The following is a 15,186-nucleotide window of genomic DNA, read 5'->3' as shown; positions in this document are numbered from 1 at the left end:
CACCGCTCACGCCAATCCGCTCGCCGCGATCCGGACGGGCGCGGAGCCGGTCGCCGTGGCGTCGAGCGGCGCGGCCGCGGGCGCCGCGATATCGAGCGGCGCGGCGCCGAACCGCTGCTTGGAACGCAGCAGACGGCGATACACCTGCTCGTACCCGAAGCCGAGCGTGTCGGACCCGAAATTGGCCTGCACGTGGGCTCGGCAGGCATACGGGTCGATGCCGCGGACCTCTTCGATGGCCGCGGGCAATTCGGCGGGATCCGCACAGATGCGGCCGGTCACGCCGTCGACGATCACCTCGGACACCGCCCCGCCGCGCAACGCGACCACCGGCGTGCCACAAACCATGGATTCGATCATCACCATGCCGAACGGTTCCTCCCAGCGGATTGGGAACAACAGGCAACGCGCATTCGCAAGCAGCTTACGCTTGGCAGCCGCGTCGGCGAGTCCGAACACGTGATCGTTGTCCGTCAACATCGGCCGCACCTTCTCCTCGAAGTACGCCTGTTCCGGACGTTCGCTGCACTTACCGGCCAGCACCAGCGGGATGCCCGCCGCGTGCGCCGCCTCCAGCGCCAAGTGCGGGGCCTTGCACTCGTTGAACCGGCCGAGGAACAGCGCGTAGTCGTCCTTCTCGACACGGAACGGCCAGTCGTCGACGTGCAGCGCGTTGTGCACGCGCCCGGACCAATTCAGGCCCGGCGCCAGCTCGCGCTGCCGGTCGCTGATCGCGACCAGCGCCACCTCGTCGCCCAGATCCTGGTAATAGCGGTAGATGTCGTCCTCCACCGGCCCGTGCACGGTCAGTACCGTCGGCAGGCCCATGCTCTGGAAGACGGACGCGTTGAGCGGGCCTGCGAAGGTGTGGTCGTGCACCAGGTCGACACCCGATGTGGCCACGAGCTTCTCGATGGCGCGGCGCACCCGCAACGCGTGCACGACCTCGGGAAACGGCTCCCCGAGGCGCTCGGGCAGCGCCCGATCCCACACCGGCACGAACTTGGCCTTCGTCCCCGGTTCCCCCGCGCCAAGCAGAGTCACGTCGTGGCCACGGGCCACCAGTGCGTCGACCAGATCGGCCACCACGGCCTCGACACCGCCGTATGCCTTGGGCGGGACGTCGAAGTACGGCGGCACGACCATCGCGATCCGGAACGGACCGCTGGAGCGATCTGTCGACACGTAGTCGCACGACGGCATCTCCAGATCGGACGACGCCTGCGCGGAAATCGGCACGGAAAGCGCGCTCATGACCCTCCTTCCAGGGACAACCAAGTAGCACTCGCATTCACCCAGCACTCGGAGTACCGGGCGCCGAACTGAACTAAGTGGCCCCCGCGGCGGAGGTGAAGACCTAGCTGCACCGCCGTCCATGGGGCTTGGTTGGCCTGGTCACGCTTTCGGCATGATCAGGGGGGCCGAGTGGGAGGTACCTCAGGCGGTGTGGTTCAAACCACAGTTGGGGAAAAATCCCGTCGCCCAGCGATTGTTCAGCTACCGATGGGTAGTCCGGTGGCCCGCCTTCTCCGACAGCCGGTCGCCGCGTGTCTCACCCTTCGAGGACGACCTGCGGATCGCGGTCGGCGGCGGTGGCGTCGCCACCCGCCACGATGAACGACAGCAAATCCTCCGCTTCCGCGCGCACCGCCGCCTCCTCGGTCGCGGACAGCGGATGCCAGGGCATGATGCGCAGCGTGGTGCCGTCCAGTGCCCAGCGGCCGTGCACGAAACCGTCGACCAGATACATGGGCACGCCCGCGGAAGCCTCCCTGGCGGTGCGCTTCCGGTCTTCCTCGCTGATGATCCTGCGGCGGTCCCTGTGGCCCAGCAGCGCGTTGTCGAAGGCGGGCAGAAAGCGTACGGGCACGGGCAGATCCGGCTCGGCCAACGGCGCGTCCGGCAGATCGAACAACACGCGGTGCTGGTCGTCGGTGAACACGCGCAGCCGGGTGCGCAGGTCGTCGACGACCTCGGCCAGCCGGGTGATACCCGCCCACGCCTGCATGTCCGCTACCGTGGCCGGACCGAACGCGGCGAGATAGCGCAGGATCAGCGTCTCGGGCTGGGCCACCTCGGCCATGGGCAGGCCCGTCCATTCCTCGGCCAGACCGACCGTGACCTGCCGATTGCGCCACCGCCCCCACGCGCCGGTCTCGGGGCCGTGCGTCAACGGGACCAGCAACTCGACGGTTTCGGCGAGCCTGCGCGTGTGCCGGTCCGGGAAACGCCGGGCGAGCAGGTCACCCAGTTCGCGGCGGCGCAGCCGCTGTCCGGCCAGCAGTTCACGTCCGGCGGCCGCGAGTGCTCCCAGGTCGACGCCGTCGATCTCGTCGCGAAAATACGGCGCTTTCAGCGCGGCGTCGACCACCGGTTGCACCGTAGGCCGCAGCCAGCGGTAGTCCGCGGCGTCGGCCAGATGGACGGTCCGGCGGATCATGGTGGAGCGCACCAGCCTGCGGTCACGCAGCAGCGCGGCCAAATCGTCGTGCCGGAACTCCGCGAGGCGCGACCACAGCCCCACATAGGGCCAGTTCGGCTCCTGGCCCTGCACCGCGACCAGATGCCGGACCAGTTCGAGCGGGGGCAGCGCCACCCGCTCCACCAGCTTCTGGCGCACCAGCAGCGTCCGATTCAGCTCGCGCAGTGATAGTTCCGTCATGCGCCCATCTTCGCCGAGCCCACCGACATCTCGACGCTCCTCGCGAAGCGTGCGCACCGTGCCACGGGTTGCCCGCGACGGCGTCCGGGGTTCACTGATCCGGTAGGCAGCGGCCGGGATCGGGCAAGTCGGCGCACGGCGCGTTGCCGTGCGCGCGCAGCACCTCCTTGCCGGTCTGATCGGTCAGGAAGTGCAGAAAGCTCGCGGCGAGCGAGTCGCCGGGCAACTCGCCGTTGCTGTAGGCGTACTCGACCCCCCAGAAGGGGTAGGCGCGGCGCACCGCGGCGTCGCGGCCTGCGCCGACGCCCTCGATCACCAGGGTCGGCAGACCCGCGTCGACGGCCTCGGAGAACTCCGTATAGCCGATGGCTCCGGGTATCTCGGCCACCGCCTTGCGCATGTCGGACGTGACCTGGACCTCGCAGTGCGCGGGCGCGGTGGTGACGGTGCCCTTCAGCGCCGTGCAGCTCACGTGCGGGCGATCCGGCTGAGTGCCGTCGAGCAGCCTGCGTTCGAAGGTGTTGCGCGAACCGGAACCCGGGGTGCGGTTGACCAGCACCACCGGCAGGTCGGGTCCGCCCACCTCGCGCCAGTTACCGATGCCGCCCCGGTACAGATCCCGGATCTGGGCGACGGTGAGATCCCGGACGCCGACGCCGGGATGCACGATCATGGTGAACAACGACAAGGCGAGCGGACGGTGCACCAACGACGGATAACCGCTGCCCTTCGCGCCGTCGGTGATGGCGAGCAATCCGGAGTTGCCCGCACCCTCCTCGGCGAGCCGGTCCAGTCCACGCTCGGTGCCCTCGAAACCGAACGCGAATTCCGCACCGGTGCAACGCTTCCGATACTGCTCGGCGGCTTCCCTGACCACCGGGCCGAACGCCGACGACCCGGTCACGGTCAGTTTGCCCGAGGCGCACTCCAGTGGCGTCGGCGACGGCTCCAGCGCGGCCACTACCAGTTGGACGACGATCACCAGCACCAGGAATATCGTGAGCGCGACCATCATCAGCGGAATTCCAGTGCGGCTGCGGGTCTCGGTGATCCGGCCGGCTTTGATGCCGCCGCGCAGCACCGGTTGCGGGTATTCGCCCACACCTTCGGAACGCTGCAGGATCGCCAGGATCTTGTAGTGATCGCCGGGGCCGAGCGGCACCTTCGGCAGGTCGATCACACCGATGTGCCCGTCGGTGTCCTCGCGTACCGCGATGCCGGAGTCGGCGTCGAGGTTGTCGGCCAACGCGGGATCGCTGAGTTCGTTGACCGCCATGCCGATTACGCGGCGCTGCGGAAAGCGCAGGTGCAGACCGATCCGCGCGGCTTCCGGCGCCTTGTAGTCATGACTGTCGATGGTCGTGACGCCGCTGTTCTCGATGCGCACCAGCACGACCGAGATGTCCTTCAGGTCCGGGCTGGCGCCGTCGGCCGAGGGGCGCAGCTGCGGAAGCACACCGGGGAACACCGACTCGATCTCGCCGGTGACCGGCGTGTCCATCTGCACTCGATAGCCGAGCCGCCTGCGGCCCGCGAAGACGAACTCCCACAGGAACGCGCCGATCGGCACCGCGATACCGATGAGCGCCAGTACGATTTCGAGCGGAAAGTCGCCCACCAGTCGATCCCCCCAGCAATCCGTGTGGCCCTCATTCTCGGCGGCGATCGCCTACCGACCCAGGCGAAGTCGAAGTGTTCGGCAACAGTTAACCCGGCGGTCACGCTCGCGCGCGAGTCCAAGCCGAGAGATCCGCCAGCGGCCAGGTGTTGATCACCCGTTCCGGCGCGACACCGTTCGCGACCGCGCGCTCACAACCGTAGCCCTGCAAGTCGAGCTGTCCCGGAGCGTGCGCGTCGGTGTCGATCGAGAAGTAGCACCCCATCTCGGCGGCCAGTCGCAGCAATCGCGAAGGCGGATCGAGTCGTTCGGGCCTGCTGTTGATCTCCACGGCGGTGCCGTAGGTGCGGCACGCCTCGAACACCACCTCGGCGTCGAACGTCGACTCCGGCCTGGTGCCGCGTCCACCCGCGACCAGGCGGCCGGTGCAGTGGCCCAGCACGTCGACGTTGGGGTCGGCGACCGCGTACGCCATGCGCTTGGTCATCGTCGCGCTGTCGTCGCGCAGGTGCGAATGCACGCTGGCCACGACGATGTCCAGGCGAGCGAGCAGATCCGCCTGCTGGTCGAGCGTGCCGTCGTCGAGGATGTCCACTTCGATGCCGGTGAGGATACGGAACGGCGCCATCCGGTCGTTGAGTTCGGCGACCACGTCGAGTTGCTTGCGCAGTCGGTCGGCGGACAGGCCGTTGGCCACGGTCAGGCGCGGCGAATGGTCGGTCAGGGCGCAGTACTCGTGCCCGAGCGCCGCCGCGACGCGCATCATCTCCTCGATCGGGCTGCCACCGTCGGACCAGTTCGAGTGCGTGTGCAGATCGCCGCGCAACTGTTCGCGCAACGGTTTGCCCGGCGCCCCGATCGGCTGGGCGGCCGCGCGCAACTCGGCCAGGTATCGCGGCACCACACCGGCGTACGCCTGCTCGATGACGGCGGCGGTCTTGGGCCCGATGCCTGCCAGTTCGGTCCAGCTGCCGGCCGCTCGGCGCGCCGCGCGCTCGTCGGCGGGCAATCCCGCGACGACGTCGGCGGCGCGCCGATAGGCCTTCACCCGGTGGGTCTCCGCACGGGAGCGCTCCAGCCAGAAGCCGATCTCCCGCAGCGCCGCCTCCGGACCGGGCACCGCGGCCCGGTCCGGCAGCCCGCTCGGATCCTGGTCGGGCACCGTGCTAGCGCACCCGGCTGTATTTGACGAAGGCCACGCCGTCCTCGAACACGGTGCTGGTGATCACCCGGAACTTGGCGGGTTCGGGCAGCCGCGACCCGGCGCCGAACAGCGGGCGGCCGCAGCCGAGCACGATCGGGTAGAGCTTGAGGAAGATCTGGTCGATCTCCGGCAGCAGCACCTGCGCCAGTTCGCCGCCACCGCACAACCAGATGCCCAGCCCGCTCTCCCGTTTGAGTTCACGAACCTTCTCGACCGGGTTCTGCGAGATCAGCTCGACAGCCGGATCGGGGCTCTCGGGCAGCGTGGTCGAGACCACGAACTGCCGCAGGTGCGCGTACGGCGTGGAGGTGCCGGTGCGGACGCCGAAGTCGTGCGTCTTGCGCCCCATCAGCACGGTGTCGAAATAGCGATTGTGCTCCTCCACCCCGAGCGCCTCGCGGACCTTGGTGGGCAGCGTCTCGGGGTACTGCGCATTGATCGACGGACCGTGGTCGCCGCCGACCGGGAAGAAGTCGACCGAGCCGTCCTCGGTGGCGATGAATCCATCGATCGTCGACGCGACGTAATAGGTGAGCTTGCGCATGCTTCCCTTCCTCACGGCCGGCTGACATTCCGAACCGCCCTGAGGAAACGGTAGCCCGCCCGCGCTAGCGACGGCGAGGCTTCGGCTGGCAGCGCGGGCAGGAGTAGGACGAGCGGTTCATGAACCGCTCCCGGATGATCGGCGCTCCACACCGGCGACACGGCTCGTTCTCCCGACCGTATACGGCCAAGGCGCGTTCGAAGTAGCCCGACTGGCCGTTGACGTTCACATAGAGCGCGTCGAACGAGGTACCGCCCGCGTCGAGCGCTTCGCCCATCACCGTGGCCACGTCGGCGAGCAGTCCGCGCACCGCAGGCCTGGACAGTCCCGAGGCGAGCCGGCCACCGTGGATCTTCGACCGCCACAGCGCCTCGTCGGCGTAGATGTTGCCGATCCCGGAGACGACGCCCTGATCGAGCAGGACGCGCTTGATCTCACTCTGCTTGCCCCGGACGACGGCGACCACGGACTCGGGGTCGAAACGCGGATCCAGCGGGTCGCGGGCGATGTGCGCGACCGGCTGCGGCACCAGGGTGCCGTCCACCTCGACCAGCGGCGCGAGCGCCCAGCCACCGAAGGTGCGCTGGTCGACGAAACGCAGCTGGGTACCGTCGCCGAAGGTGGCGCGGATGTGGGCGTGCTTCTCCAGCGGCGCGTCGGCGCGCTGAACCAGCATCTGACCGCTCATGCCCAGATGCACGACCAAGGCGGCTTCCGGGTCGTCGAAGGTGAGCCAGAGGAATTTGCCGCGCCGCTCGGCCGACTCGACCCGCAGGCCGGTCAACCGCGCGGCGAGATCGGCGGCGCCTTCGAGATGGCGGCGCACCGAGCGAGGATGGGTGATCGCCACCGATTCCACGACCCGGCCGACCACATGCTCGGCGAGGCCGCGTCGCACGACCTCGACCTCGGGTAGTTCGGGCACGTCAGGTTTCGGCGGTCAGCGCCTCGTAGGCGGCCCCCGCGGCCTTCTGCTCGGCTTCCTTCTTGGACCGGCCGACACCCTGCCCGTAGGCCCGCCCACCGATCACCGTGGTTGCGGTGAATTCCTTGTCGTGGTCGGGCCCGGTCGAGGTGATCTCGTAGCTGGGCACGCCGAGACCACGCTCCGCGGTGAGTTCCTGCAGGCTCGTCTTCCAGTCCAGTCCGGCGCCCATTCGCGGTCCGCGCTCGAGCAGCTCGGCGAACAGCCGCAACACCACGGCACGAGCCACCTCGATGCCGTGCTCCAGGTGCACGGCGCCGAGCAGTGACTCCATGCCGTCGGCGAGGATGCTCTCCTTGTCCCGGCCGCCGGTGAGTTCTTCGCCTTTGCCCAGTAACAGGTGCACACCGAGGCCGCCATCGCCGAGCCCACGGGCTACCTCCGCAAGCGCGCGCATGTTCACCACGCTCGCGCGCAGCTTGGCCAGTTCACCCTCGGACTTCGAGGGATGCTCGTGATACAGCCGTTCGGTGATGCTCAGCCCGAGCACGGAGTCGCCGAGGAACTCGAGACGCTCGTTCGTCGGCAGACCGCCGTTCTCATACGCGTACGACCGATGGGTCAGCGCGAGACGCAGAAGATCCGGCTGCAGATCGACGCCTAGGGCGGCGAGCAGGCTCGCGTGTTCACCGGACGAGTCGGGTTCGTCGGTCACGTCGCTACGACAGGTCTAACGATCAGACCGCGGCGGTGACCTGGCGGCCCTTGTAGGTGCCGCAGGACGGGCAGGCGATGTGCGGCAGGGTCTTCTCGCCGCAGGCGCGGTTCGGGCAGGTGATCAGGGTCGGCGCGGTGGCCTTCCACTGGCTGCGCCGCGACCTGGTGTTGGAACGGGACATCCGGCGCTTGGGAACGGCCACGACTACTTCTCCTCTGTCTAATTGCTCTGCCGGTTCGGCTGATCGGTCTTGCTCAGTGGTCTCGGTCGGCCGCACCCTGATCGGGGCTGCCGGGGCTGCCTGTGCCGGGCGATCCGGAGGCGAACTTAGCCAGTCCGGCCCAGCGAGGGTCAAGTATCTCATGCCCGTGGTCGGATCCCGCAATCGCCATCCGCACGCCGCATTCCGGGCACAGTCCCGCGCAATCCGGCGAGCACAGCGGCTGCAGCGGCAGCTCGAGGCCGACGGCGTCGATCACCACGGGCTCCAGATCGATCGTGTCGTCGATCAGGCGGTGGATCTCGTCGTCCTCGGTGGTCTGCTCGGTGGCGCTGTCCGGGTAGGCGAACAGCTCGGTCACCCGCAGGGTGACCTCGTCGCCGAACGGCTCCAGGCAGCGCGAGCACTCCCCTTCGATCGGCGCGGTGACCGTGCCGGTGACCAGCACACCTTCGGATACCGCCTGCAGCTGCAGGTCGAGTTCCACCTGCGCGCCCACGGGGACGGCGATCAGATCCAGACCGATCCGATCCTCGGTGGTGACGGTCCGGCGCAGCTCGCGCATGGTCCCCGGCCTGCGGCCGAGGCTGCGGGCGTCCAGCACGAAACCGGCGTCCGGCAACCGGCGCTTGGCCGATTTGGGACGCGACGCGGAACCGGAACCGGCGGACATCACGAACTCACTCACGCTCGAGGGGTATGGGCAACCACTCCACAATACGCGATCAGGCGGAGCGCTCCCAAACGCAGCCCCGCACGCTCGGCGCCGCTACCTGCGAAATTCGCTGGCGTAGTCGGGTACGCCCGTGCCACTGCGCAGCTGATGACGTCCCCGTCCGACCGTGCGCAGCGTGCTGGTCAGCGTCTCCTCGAAATCGGCCAGCCGGGAGTCGACGTAGTGATCGCATTCCTCGCGCAGGCGATCGGCTTCGGCGTGCGCGGCGTCGATCACCCTGGCCGACTCGGCGTGCGCGGCCCGGACCACCTCGGTCTGCGTGACCAGCCGCTCCTGCTCGGCGAGGCCCTCTGCCACGGAGCGGTCGTAGGCGGCCTTGCCCGCCTCGATCATCCGGTCCGACTCGGCGCGCGCCCGGCCGGTCACCGCCTCGTATTCGGCGTTGCCGTCGGCCACCACCCGAGCGGCCTCCTCCTGAGCGGAGGCGACCAGGTGATCGGCGTGCGCACTCGCCTCGGCGACCATCCGGTCGGCGTGCGCCTTGGCGTCGGCGAGGATGCGATCGGCTTCCTCGCGCGCCGAAGTGATGGTGTGGTCGGCCTGCTCGTTCGCTCCGGTCACGGCGGTCTCGGCCGCGGTCCTGGCATCGGACACGATCTTGTCCCGATGGTCGAGCACGTCCTGGGCGTCGTCGAGTTCGCCGGGCAGCGCGTCGCGGACGTCGTCGAGTAGTTCGAGTACGTCGCCACGCGGCACGATGCAGCTTCGGGTCGGGGGGATACCACGCGCCTCTTCGACGATGGCGACAAGTTCGTCGAGCGCTTCGAATACGCGATACATGCTCACTACCCTCCTGCGGACTCACGGCGAAACTCTCCGCCCAGCCCAGTGTGCCCGTCGTCACGGCTCGTGCCGAGTCACTTTCCGGTGTGTCGTGCCAGTGTCTCGCACGCCACAGAAATCAAGTGGAGACCTCCTCTCCGCTTCGTGTTACATTTTTCTGGAAGGCCGACCAAGACCTTGTGTTCGATCGGAAAGACGATGACTGTTCTGGAACTACCGCGACCGGCGGGAGTGAGCGCCACCAGCTTCTTCGTGCCATGGGGCGGCCCCTACCCCGCGTTGCCGGCCACCGCGGTCGCGAGCAAGTTCGGACAGCTCGCCCAGTACCTGCGCGGCGATCGCGCCTTCGCTCAGCTGATCCGGTTCGCGCTGGTCGGCGGGTCCAGCAATATCGCCTACGTCCTGCTGTTCTTCGCCATGCACGGTGCCGGGCCGCTGCTCGCCAATGTCGCCGGCTCCGTCGTCAGCACCATGATCGCCAACGAGCTGCACCGTCAGCTCACCTTCCACGCGGCGGGACGGGTCGGCTGGTTCACGGCACAGTGGGAAGGCGGCGGGCTGGCGATGGTCGGCCTCGGGGTCACGACAGCCGCGCTCGCCGCACTCGGCGTGTGGGCCCCCGGCCTCGGGGACACCGCCCAGGCCGCCGCGATCCTCGCCATCACCGCCGCCGTCGGCGGCATGCGCTTCCTGGCCCTGCGCGGCCTGGTGTTCTGAGCCGGTCCGCCTCTTCTGGAGCGCTCAGGGCGTACCGGTGTGGCGGGACTCGGCCATGTTCAGGGCTTGTTTCTCCGTCAGTTCTCGCGCTCGGCCAAGCGGTCGAGGAGGCGCTTGTGCACCGAAGGCGGCAGCATGTCGGCGACGTCGCCGCCGTACGCCGCGACCTCCTTGACCAGGGAGCTGGACAGGAAGCTGAGCGACGGGTTGGTGGCGATGAAGAAGGTGTCCACCCCGGACAGCTTCTTGTTCATCTGCGCCATCTGCAGTTCGTAGCCGAAGTCGCCCGCGTCGCGCAGGCCCTTCACGATCGCGGTGACGCCCTGCTCGCGGGCGAAGTCGACCAGCAGGCCCTGCCACGACTCCACCCGCACGTTGGCCAGGTGCGCGGTCGATTCGCGCAGCAACTCGATGCGCTCCTCGACGGTGAACATGCCCTGCTTCTTCGGGTTGATCAAGACGGTGACGACGACCTCGTCGAACTGGGCCGCGGCCCGGGTGAAGACGTCGAGGTGTCCGTAGGTCACGGGGTCGAACGACCCGGGGCACAGTGCTCCTGCCATGAGGCGACGCTAGCAGGGCGACCGCAGGCGGGCACGCGCGGCCGGATCCGCGCCTACCCGTCCGGCTCGAACTCGGCGAGATCGATGCGTGTTTCGCCGTACCGTCGCGATTTGGCCGGGACGAAGCCTGCGGGCCAGGCTGTTTCGGGCGAACGCGCCGAACGCTCCAGTACCACCGACGCCCCGGGACTCAGCCAACCGTGCTCGGTCAGCGCCCGCAGATCGGCCAGCACCGCGGCGTTGTCCACCGCGTAGGGCGGGTCGGAGAAGACCACGTCGAAGCGGCCCGCCCCGCCCTGTCGCAGTACGCCGGCCACCGTCGCGACCCGCAGTTCGGCGCCCGGCAGCCCGAGGTCGGCGATATTGCCGCGGACCACGGCCGCGGCCTTGCGGTCGGACTCGACGAGCAGCGCGTGCTCGGCGCCGCGCGACAGCGCCTCCAGCCCGAGCGCGCCGGAACCCGCGTACAGGTCCAGCACGCGCGCGCCCGCGAAATCCAGCCGGGCGTCCAGCGCGCTGAACAGCGCCTCCCGCACGCGGTCGGAGGTGGGGCGGGTGCCCGACGGCGGCACCCGCAGGCGCCGCCCACCCGCCGTTCCCGCGACGATCCGCGTCATCCGGCGGACGACTCCCGGACCGCCAGTTCGATCAGCAGGTCACCGCCTTCGACCTGCTGCACGGCGCCGATGGCGACGCGGCCGACGGTGCCCGCGCGGGGCGCGGTGATCGCGGCTTCCATCTTCATGGCCTCGATGGTGCCGATGGTGTCACCCGCCGCCACCGAATCGCCTTCGGACACCGCGAGAGTGACGACACCAGCGAACGGCGCCGCGACATGGCCGGGATTGGTCTTGTCGGCCTTCTCCGCCGCGGGGATCTCGCTGGCGATCGACCGGTCGCGCACCGAGATGGGCCGCAACTGCCCGTTGAGGATGCACATCACCGTGCGCATACCGCGCTCGTCGGGTTCGGAGATGGCTTCCAGGCCGATGAGCAGAGTGACGCCCTTCTCCAGCTGCACCCGGTGCTCCTCGCCGCGGCGCAGGCCGTAGAAGAACTGGTTGGCCGACAACCCGGAGGTGTCGCCGTACTTCTCGCGGTGGGCGAGGAATTCGGCGGTGGGGCCGGGGAACAGCAGCCGGTTCAACGTCGCCCGCCGCTCCTCGGAGCTACCGGCCAGGGCCTTCTCCTCCGCGGGCGTCAACGGTGTCTCGGGCTTGGCCGCACCGCGCCCGGCGAGTGCCTTGCTGCGGAACGGTTCGGGCCAGCCACCGGCGGGGGTGCCCAGTTCGCCGCGCAGGAACCCGATCACCGAGTCCGGGATGTCGTAGCGGCCGGGGTCGGCGGCGAAGTCCTCGACCTCGACGCCGGTGCCGACCAGCGCCAGCGCCAGATCGCCGACGACCTTCGAGGACGGGGTGACCTTCACCAGACGCCCGAGCAGCCGGTCGGCGGCGGCGTATTTCGCCTCGACCTCCTCGAACCGGTCACCCAACCCGAGCGCGATGGCCTGCTGACGCAGGTTCGACAACTGCCCGCCGGGGATCTCGTGGGTGTAGACGCGCCCCGTCGGCGCGGGCAGCCCGGACTCGAACGGCGCGTACACCTTCCGCAGCGCCTCCCAGTACGGTTCCATGTCGCAGACGTTCTGCAGGTTCAACCCGGTGTCGTACTCACTGTGCGCCGCCGCGGCGACGATCGCCGAGAGCGCGGGCTGGCTCGTGGTACCGGCCATCGCGGCACTCGCGCCGTCCACGGCGTCGGCGCCGGCCTGCCAGGCGGCCAGGTAGGTGGCCAACTGCCCGCCGGGGGTGTCGTGGGTGTGCACGTGCACCGGCAGATCGAAATTGCTGCGCAACGCGGTGACCAGCTTGGTCGCGGCGGGAGCGCGCAACAGTCCGGCCATGTCCTTGATCGCGAGCACGTGCGCGCCCGCGTCCACGATCTGCTCGGCCAGCTTCAGGTAGTAGTCCAGGGTGTAGAGCGTCTCGTCCGGATTCGCCAGATCGCCGGTGTAGCTGATCGCGACCTCGGCGACCGCGGTGCCGGTCTCGCGGACCGCGTCGATGGCCGGGCGCATCTGGTCGACGTTGTTGAGGGCGTCGAAGATACGGAAGATGTCGATACCGGTGGCAGTCGCCTCGGAGACGAACGCGCGGGTCACCGCTTCCGGATACGGGGTGTAGCCGACGGTGTTGCGGCCACGCAGCAGCATCTGCAAGCAGATATTCGGGATCGCTTCCCGCAATGCGGCCAGCCGCTCCCACGGATCCTCGTACAGGAATCGCAATCCCACGTCGTAGGTCGCGCCACCCCAGCACTCCACCGACAGCAGCTCCGGCGTCAACCGCGCCACATGCCCCGCCACTCCCAGCAGGCCGTTGGTGCGCACGCGGGTGGCCAGCAGCGACTGGTGCGCGTCGCGGAAGGTGGTGTCGGTGACGCCGACCGCCTTCTGCGCACGCAGCGCCTGCGCGAAGCCCTCCGGTCCCAGCCGCAGCAGCCGCTGGCGCGAGCCGTCCGGCGGCGGCACGCTCAGATCGATCGCGGGCAGCTTGTCGTGCGGGTACACCGTGGTCGGCCGCTCGCCGTGCGGCTTGTTCACTGTGACGTCGGCCAGGTAGTCGAGGATCTTGGTGCCCCGGTCGGCGGATTGACGCAGGGTCAGCAGCTGCGGACGCTCCTCGATGAACGAGGTGGTGACCAGGCCCGCCTTGAAGTCGGGATCGTCCAGCACCGCGAGCAGGAACGGGATGTTGGTGGCCACACCGCGGATGCGGAATTCCGCGAGCGCCCGGCTCGCCCGCGCCACCGCCGCGCCGAAGTCGCGACCGCGGCAGGTGAGCTTGACCAGCATCGAGTCGAAGTAGGCGCCGATCTCGGCGCCCAGGTTCGCACCGCCGTCCAGCCGGATGCCCGCGCCGCCGGGGGTGCGGTAGGCGGTGATGCGGCCGGTGTCGGGACGGAACCCGTTGGCCGGGTCCTCGGTGGTGATCCGGCACTGCAAGGCCGCGCCCCTGATCGTCACGGCGTCCTGGCTCAAACCCAACTGCTCGAGCGTCTCCCCGCCTGCGATGCGCAGCTGCGACTGCACCAGGTCCACGTCGGTGATCTCCTCGGTCACCGTGTGCTCCACCTGGATGCGCGGGTTCATCTCGATGAAGACGTGGTTGCCGCGCTCGTCCAGCAGGAACTCCACGGTGCCCGCACACGAGTAACCGATCTGCCTGGCGAAGGCGACCGCGTCGGCGCAGATCCGTTCACGCAGCGCGGGGTCCAGATTCGGCGCGGGCGCCAGCTCGATCACCTTCTGATGCCGACGCTGCACCGAGCAGTCCCGCTCGAACAGGTGCATCACATTGCCCTGCTGATCGGCCAGGATCTGCACCTCGATATGGCGAGGGTTCACCACCGCCTGCTCGAGGAACACCGTCGGGTCACCGAACGCCGACTCCGCCTCCCTGGAGGCCGCCTCGATCGACTCGCGCAACTGCTCCGGCGCGGCGACCCGGCGCATTCCGCGACCGCCACCACCGGCGACCGCCTTGACGAAGATCGGGTACTCCAGCTCGCGCGACGCGGCCAGCAACTCTTCCACGTCCGACGACGGCGCGCTCGAACGCAGCACCGGCAGACCGGCCGCCTTGGCCGCCTCGATGGCGCGCGCCTTGTTACCAGCGAGTTCGAGCACTTCTGCCGACGGGCCGATGAACGTGATGCCCTCGCGGGCGCACGCCGCCGCCAGATCGGGGTTCTCCGACAGGAACCCGTATCCCGGGTAGATCGCGTCCGCGCCCGCCGACTTGGCCGCCTCGATGATCGCCTCGATCGACAGGTAGGCCCGCACCGGATGACCGGGCTCGCCGATCTGGTACGACTCCGCCGCCTTCAACCGATGGACCGAATTGCGGTCCTCGTAGGGAAACACGGCGACCGTCCCGATGCCGAGTTCGTAAGCCGCGCGGAAGGCTCGGATGGCGATCTCGCCACGGTTGGCAACCAAGACTTTCGAGAACATTGACCTAAGGTACCCGGCCGCGTGAACCGCACCGACATGGAATCCCCCTTCGCAAACCTCTTCACAAGACCGCCTAGCATCGTTGCGAAGTTGCGTTCACAGCGCCGACACATGGGCGGCGCCGCAGCAACCGGTGTGCTGCCCGGCGGCCGGAGCCGGTGCGAGGTGGGGTGCGGGTGGCCGCCGTGCGGTCGACCGACGACCGGGCTCGGCCTCGATACCTCGACACGCGGCCGCGGCCACGCACGAAGCGAACCACGCGCACGACGAGTTCGGGAGGCGGATCACCGGTAGCCGCTGCGGGTATCGGCGAAGATCCGATCCGATTCCGCGCACGACTCGGGGAATTCCGTGAACGGTCGATACGAATCGGCGTGCCCGGTCCTGCCGATAGCCGGAACGCAAGCCGGCGCCGAATCGGTACGCGGCGATCGTCTCGGGCAAATGCGAGGCCGCTCGTGGCGCGCCACCGGACAAC

At 69.1% G+C, this 15,186-nt stretch carries 14 protein-coding genes; 1 reads left to right on the top strand and 13 read right to left on the bottom strand.

Annotated features, from left to right (window positions below):
- Positions 1–6: 6 nt before the first annotated feature.
- The 10 genes from ABZ803_RS06620 to ABZ803_RS06575 all read right to left on the bottom strand — a co-directional run bounded on the left by ABZ803_RS06620 (position 7) and on the right by ABZ803_RS06575 (position 9,407).
- Positions 7–1,203: a glycosyltransferase family 4 protein gene (locus ABZ803_RS06620; RefSeq protein ID WP_357034327.1), complete on the bottom strand. Its 1,197-nt coding sequence runs from the start codon at positions 1,201–1,203 to the stop codon at positions 7–9.
- A gap of 349 nt (positions 1,204–1,552) precedes the next feature.
- Entirely contained in the window at positions 1,553–2,662 is a 1,110-nt protein-coding gene (locus ABZ803_RS06615; RefSeq protein WP_357033733.1) for a winged helix DNA-binding domain-containing protein, read from the bottom strand.
- Between the two features lie 91 nt (positions 2,663–2,753).
- Positions 2,754–4,280, bottom strand: coding sequence for a substrate-binding domain-containing protein (locus ABZ803_RS06610; protein WP_357033731.1), 1,527 nt, complete (start codon positions 4,278–4,280; stop codon positions 2,754–2,756).
- 100 nt (positions 4,281–4,380) lie between these two features.
- Positions 4,381–5,442 carry a PHP domain-containing protein gene (locus tag ABZ803_RS06605; protein ID WP_357033729.1) on the bottom strand — a complete coding sequence of 354 codons (1,062 nt, stop codon included), beginning with the start codon at positions 5,440–5,442 and terminating at the stop codon, positions 4,381–4,383.
- 4 nt (positions 5,443–5,446) lie between these two features.
- Positions 5,447–6,028 (bottom strand): dihydrofolate reductase family protein, encoded by a 582-nt coding sequence (locus ABZ803_RS06600; protein WP_357033727.1) that lies wholly within the window; start codon positions 6,026–6,028, stop codon positions 5,447–5,449.
- 64 nt (positions 6,029–6,092) lie between these two features.
- Positions 6,093–6,953 carry a bifunctional DNA-formamidopyrimidine glycosylase/DNA-(apurinic or apyrimidinic site) lyase gene (gene mutM / locus ABZ803_RS06595; RefSeq protein WP_357033725.1) on the bottom strand — a complete coding sequence of 287 codons (861 nt, stop codon included), beginning with the start codon at positions 6,951–6,953 and terminating at the stop codon, positions 6,093–6,095.
- A gap of 1 nt (position 6,954) precedes the next feature.
- Positions 6,955–7,668 (bottom strand): ribonuclease III, encoded by a 714-nt coding sequence (gene rnc / locus ABZ803_RS06590; protein ID WP_357033723.1) that lies wholly within the window; start codon positions 7,666–7,668, stop codon positions 6,955–6,957.
- Positions 7,669–7,690: 22 nt separating this feature from the next.
- Positions 7,691–7,873 carry a 50S ribosomal protein L32 gene (rpmF, locus tag ABZ803_RS06585; protein ID WP_014987105.1) on the bottom strand — a complete coding sequence of 61 codons (183 nt, stop codon included), beginning with the start codon at positions 7,871–7,873 and terminating at the stop codon, positions 7,691–7,693.
- 52 nt (positions 7,874–7,925) lie between these two features.
- Positions 7,926–8,564, bottom strand: coding sequence for a DUF177 domain-containing protein (locus ABZ803_RS06580; RefSeq protein WP_357034325.1), 639 nt, complete (start codon positions 8,562–8,564; stop codon positions 7,926–7,928).
- A 96-nt stretch (positions 8,565–8,660) separates the two neighbouring features.
- Positions 8,661–9,407, bottom strand: a complete 747-nt coding sequence (locus tag ABZ803_RS06575) for a DivIVA domain-containing protein (protein ID WP_357034323.1) — start codon at positions 9,405–9,407, stop codon at positions 8,661–8,663.
- A gap of 201 nt (positions 9,408–9,608) precedes the next feature.
- Here ABZ803_RS06575 and ABZ803_RS06570 point away from each other — a divergent pair, with 201 nt between their 5' ends.
- Complete coding sequence (locus ABZ803_RS06570) at positions 9,609–10,127, top strand: GtrA family protein (protein ID WP_357033721.1); 519 nt, start codon at positions 9,609–9,611, stop codon at positions 10,125–10,127.
- A gap of 77 nt (positions 10,128–10,204) precedes the next feature.
- On the opposite strand, the gene coaD is transcribed toward ABZ803_RS06570, so the two are convergent.
- Genes coaD through ABZ803_RS06555 form a run of 3 tightly spaced genes read right to left on the bottom strand, consistent with a single transcriptional unit; the run spans position 10,205 to position 14,708 of the window.
- Positions 10,205–10,690: a pantetheine-phosphate adenylyltransferase gene (gene coaD, locus ABZ803_RS06565; RefSeq protein ID WP_062969864.1), complete on the bottom strand. Its 486-nt coding sequence runs from the start codon at positions 10,688–10,690 to the stop codon at positions 10,205–10,207.
- A 53-nt stretch (positions 10,691–10,743) separates the two neighbouring features.
- Positions 10,744–11,307 carry a 16S rRNA (guanine(966)-N(2))-methyltransferase RsmD gene (rsmD, locus tag ABZ803_RS06560; RefSeq protein WP_357033719.1) on the bottom strand — a complete coding sequence of 188 codons (564 nt, stop codon included), beginning with the start codon at positions 11,305–11,307 and terminating at the stop codon, positions 10,744–10,746.
- Positions 11,304–14,708 (bottom strand): pyruvate carboxylase, encoded by a 3,405-nt coding sequence (locus tag ABZ803_RS06555; protein ID WP_357033717.1) that lies wholly within the window; start codon positions 14,706–14,708, stop codon positions 11,304–11,306. Before ABZ803_RS06555 ends, rsmD begins: the two co-directional genes overlap by 4 nt.
- Positions 14,709–15,186 lie beyond the last annotated feature (478 nt).

It is taken from the genome of Nocardia sp. NPDC047648 (assembly GCF_040642815.1).
GTDB lineage: Bacteria > Actinomycetota > Actinomycetes > Mycobacteriales > Mycobacteriaceae > Nocardia > Nocardia gamkensis.
The sequence above is the reverse complement of the archived record's forward strand: the minus strand, read 5'-3'. Positions and strand labels throughout refer to the sequence as shown.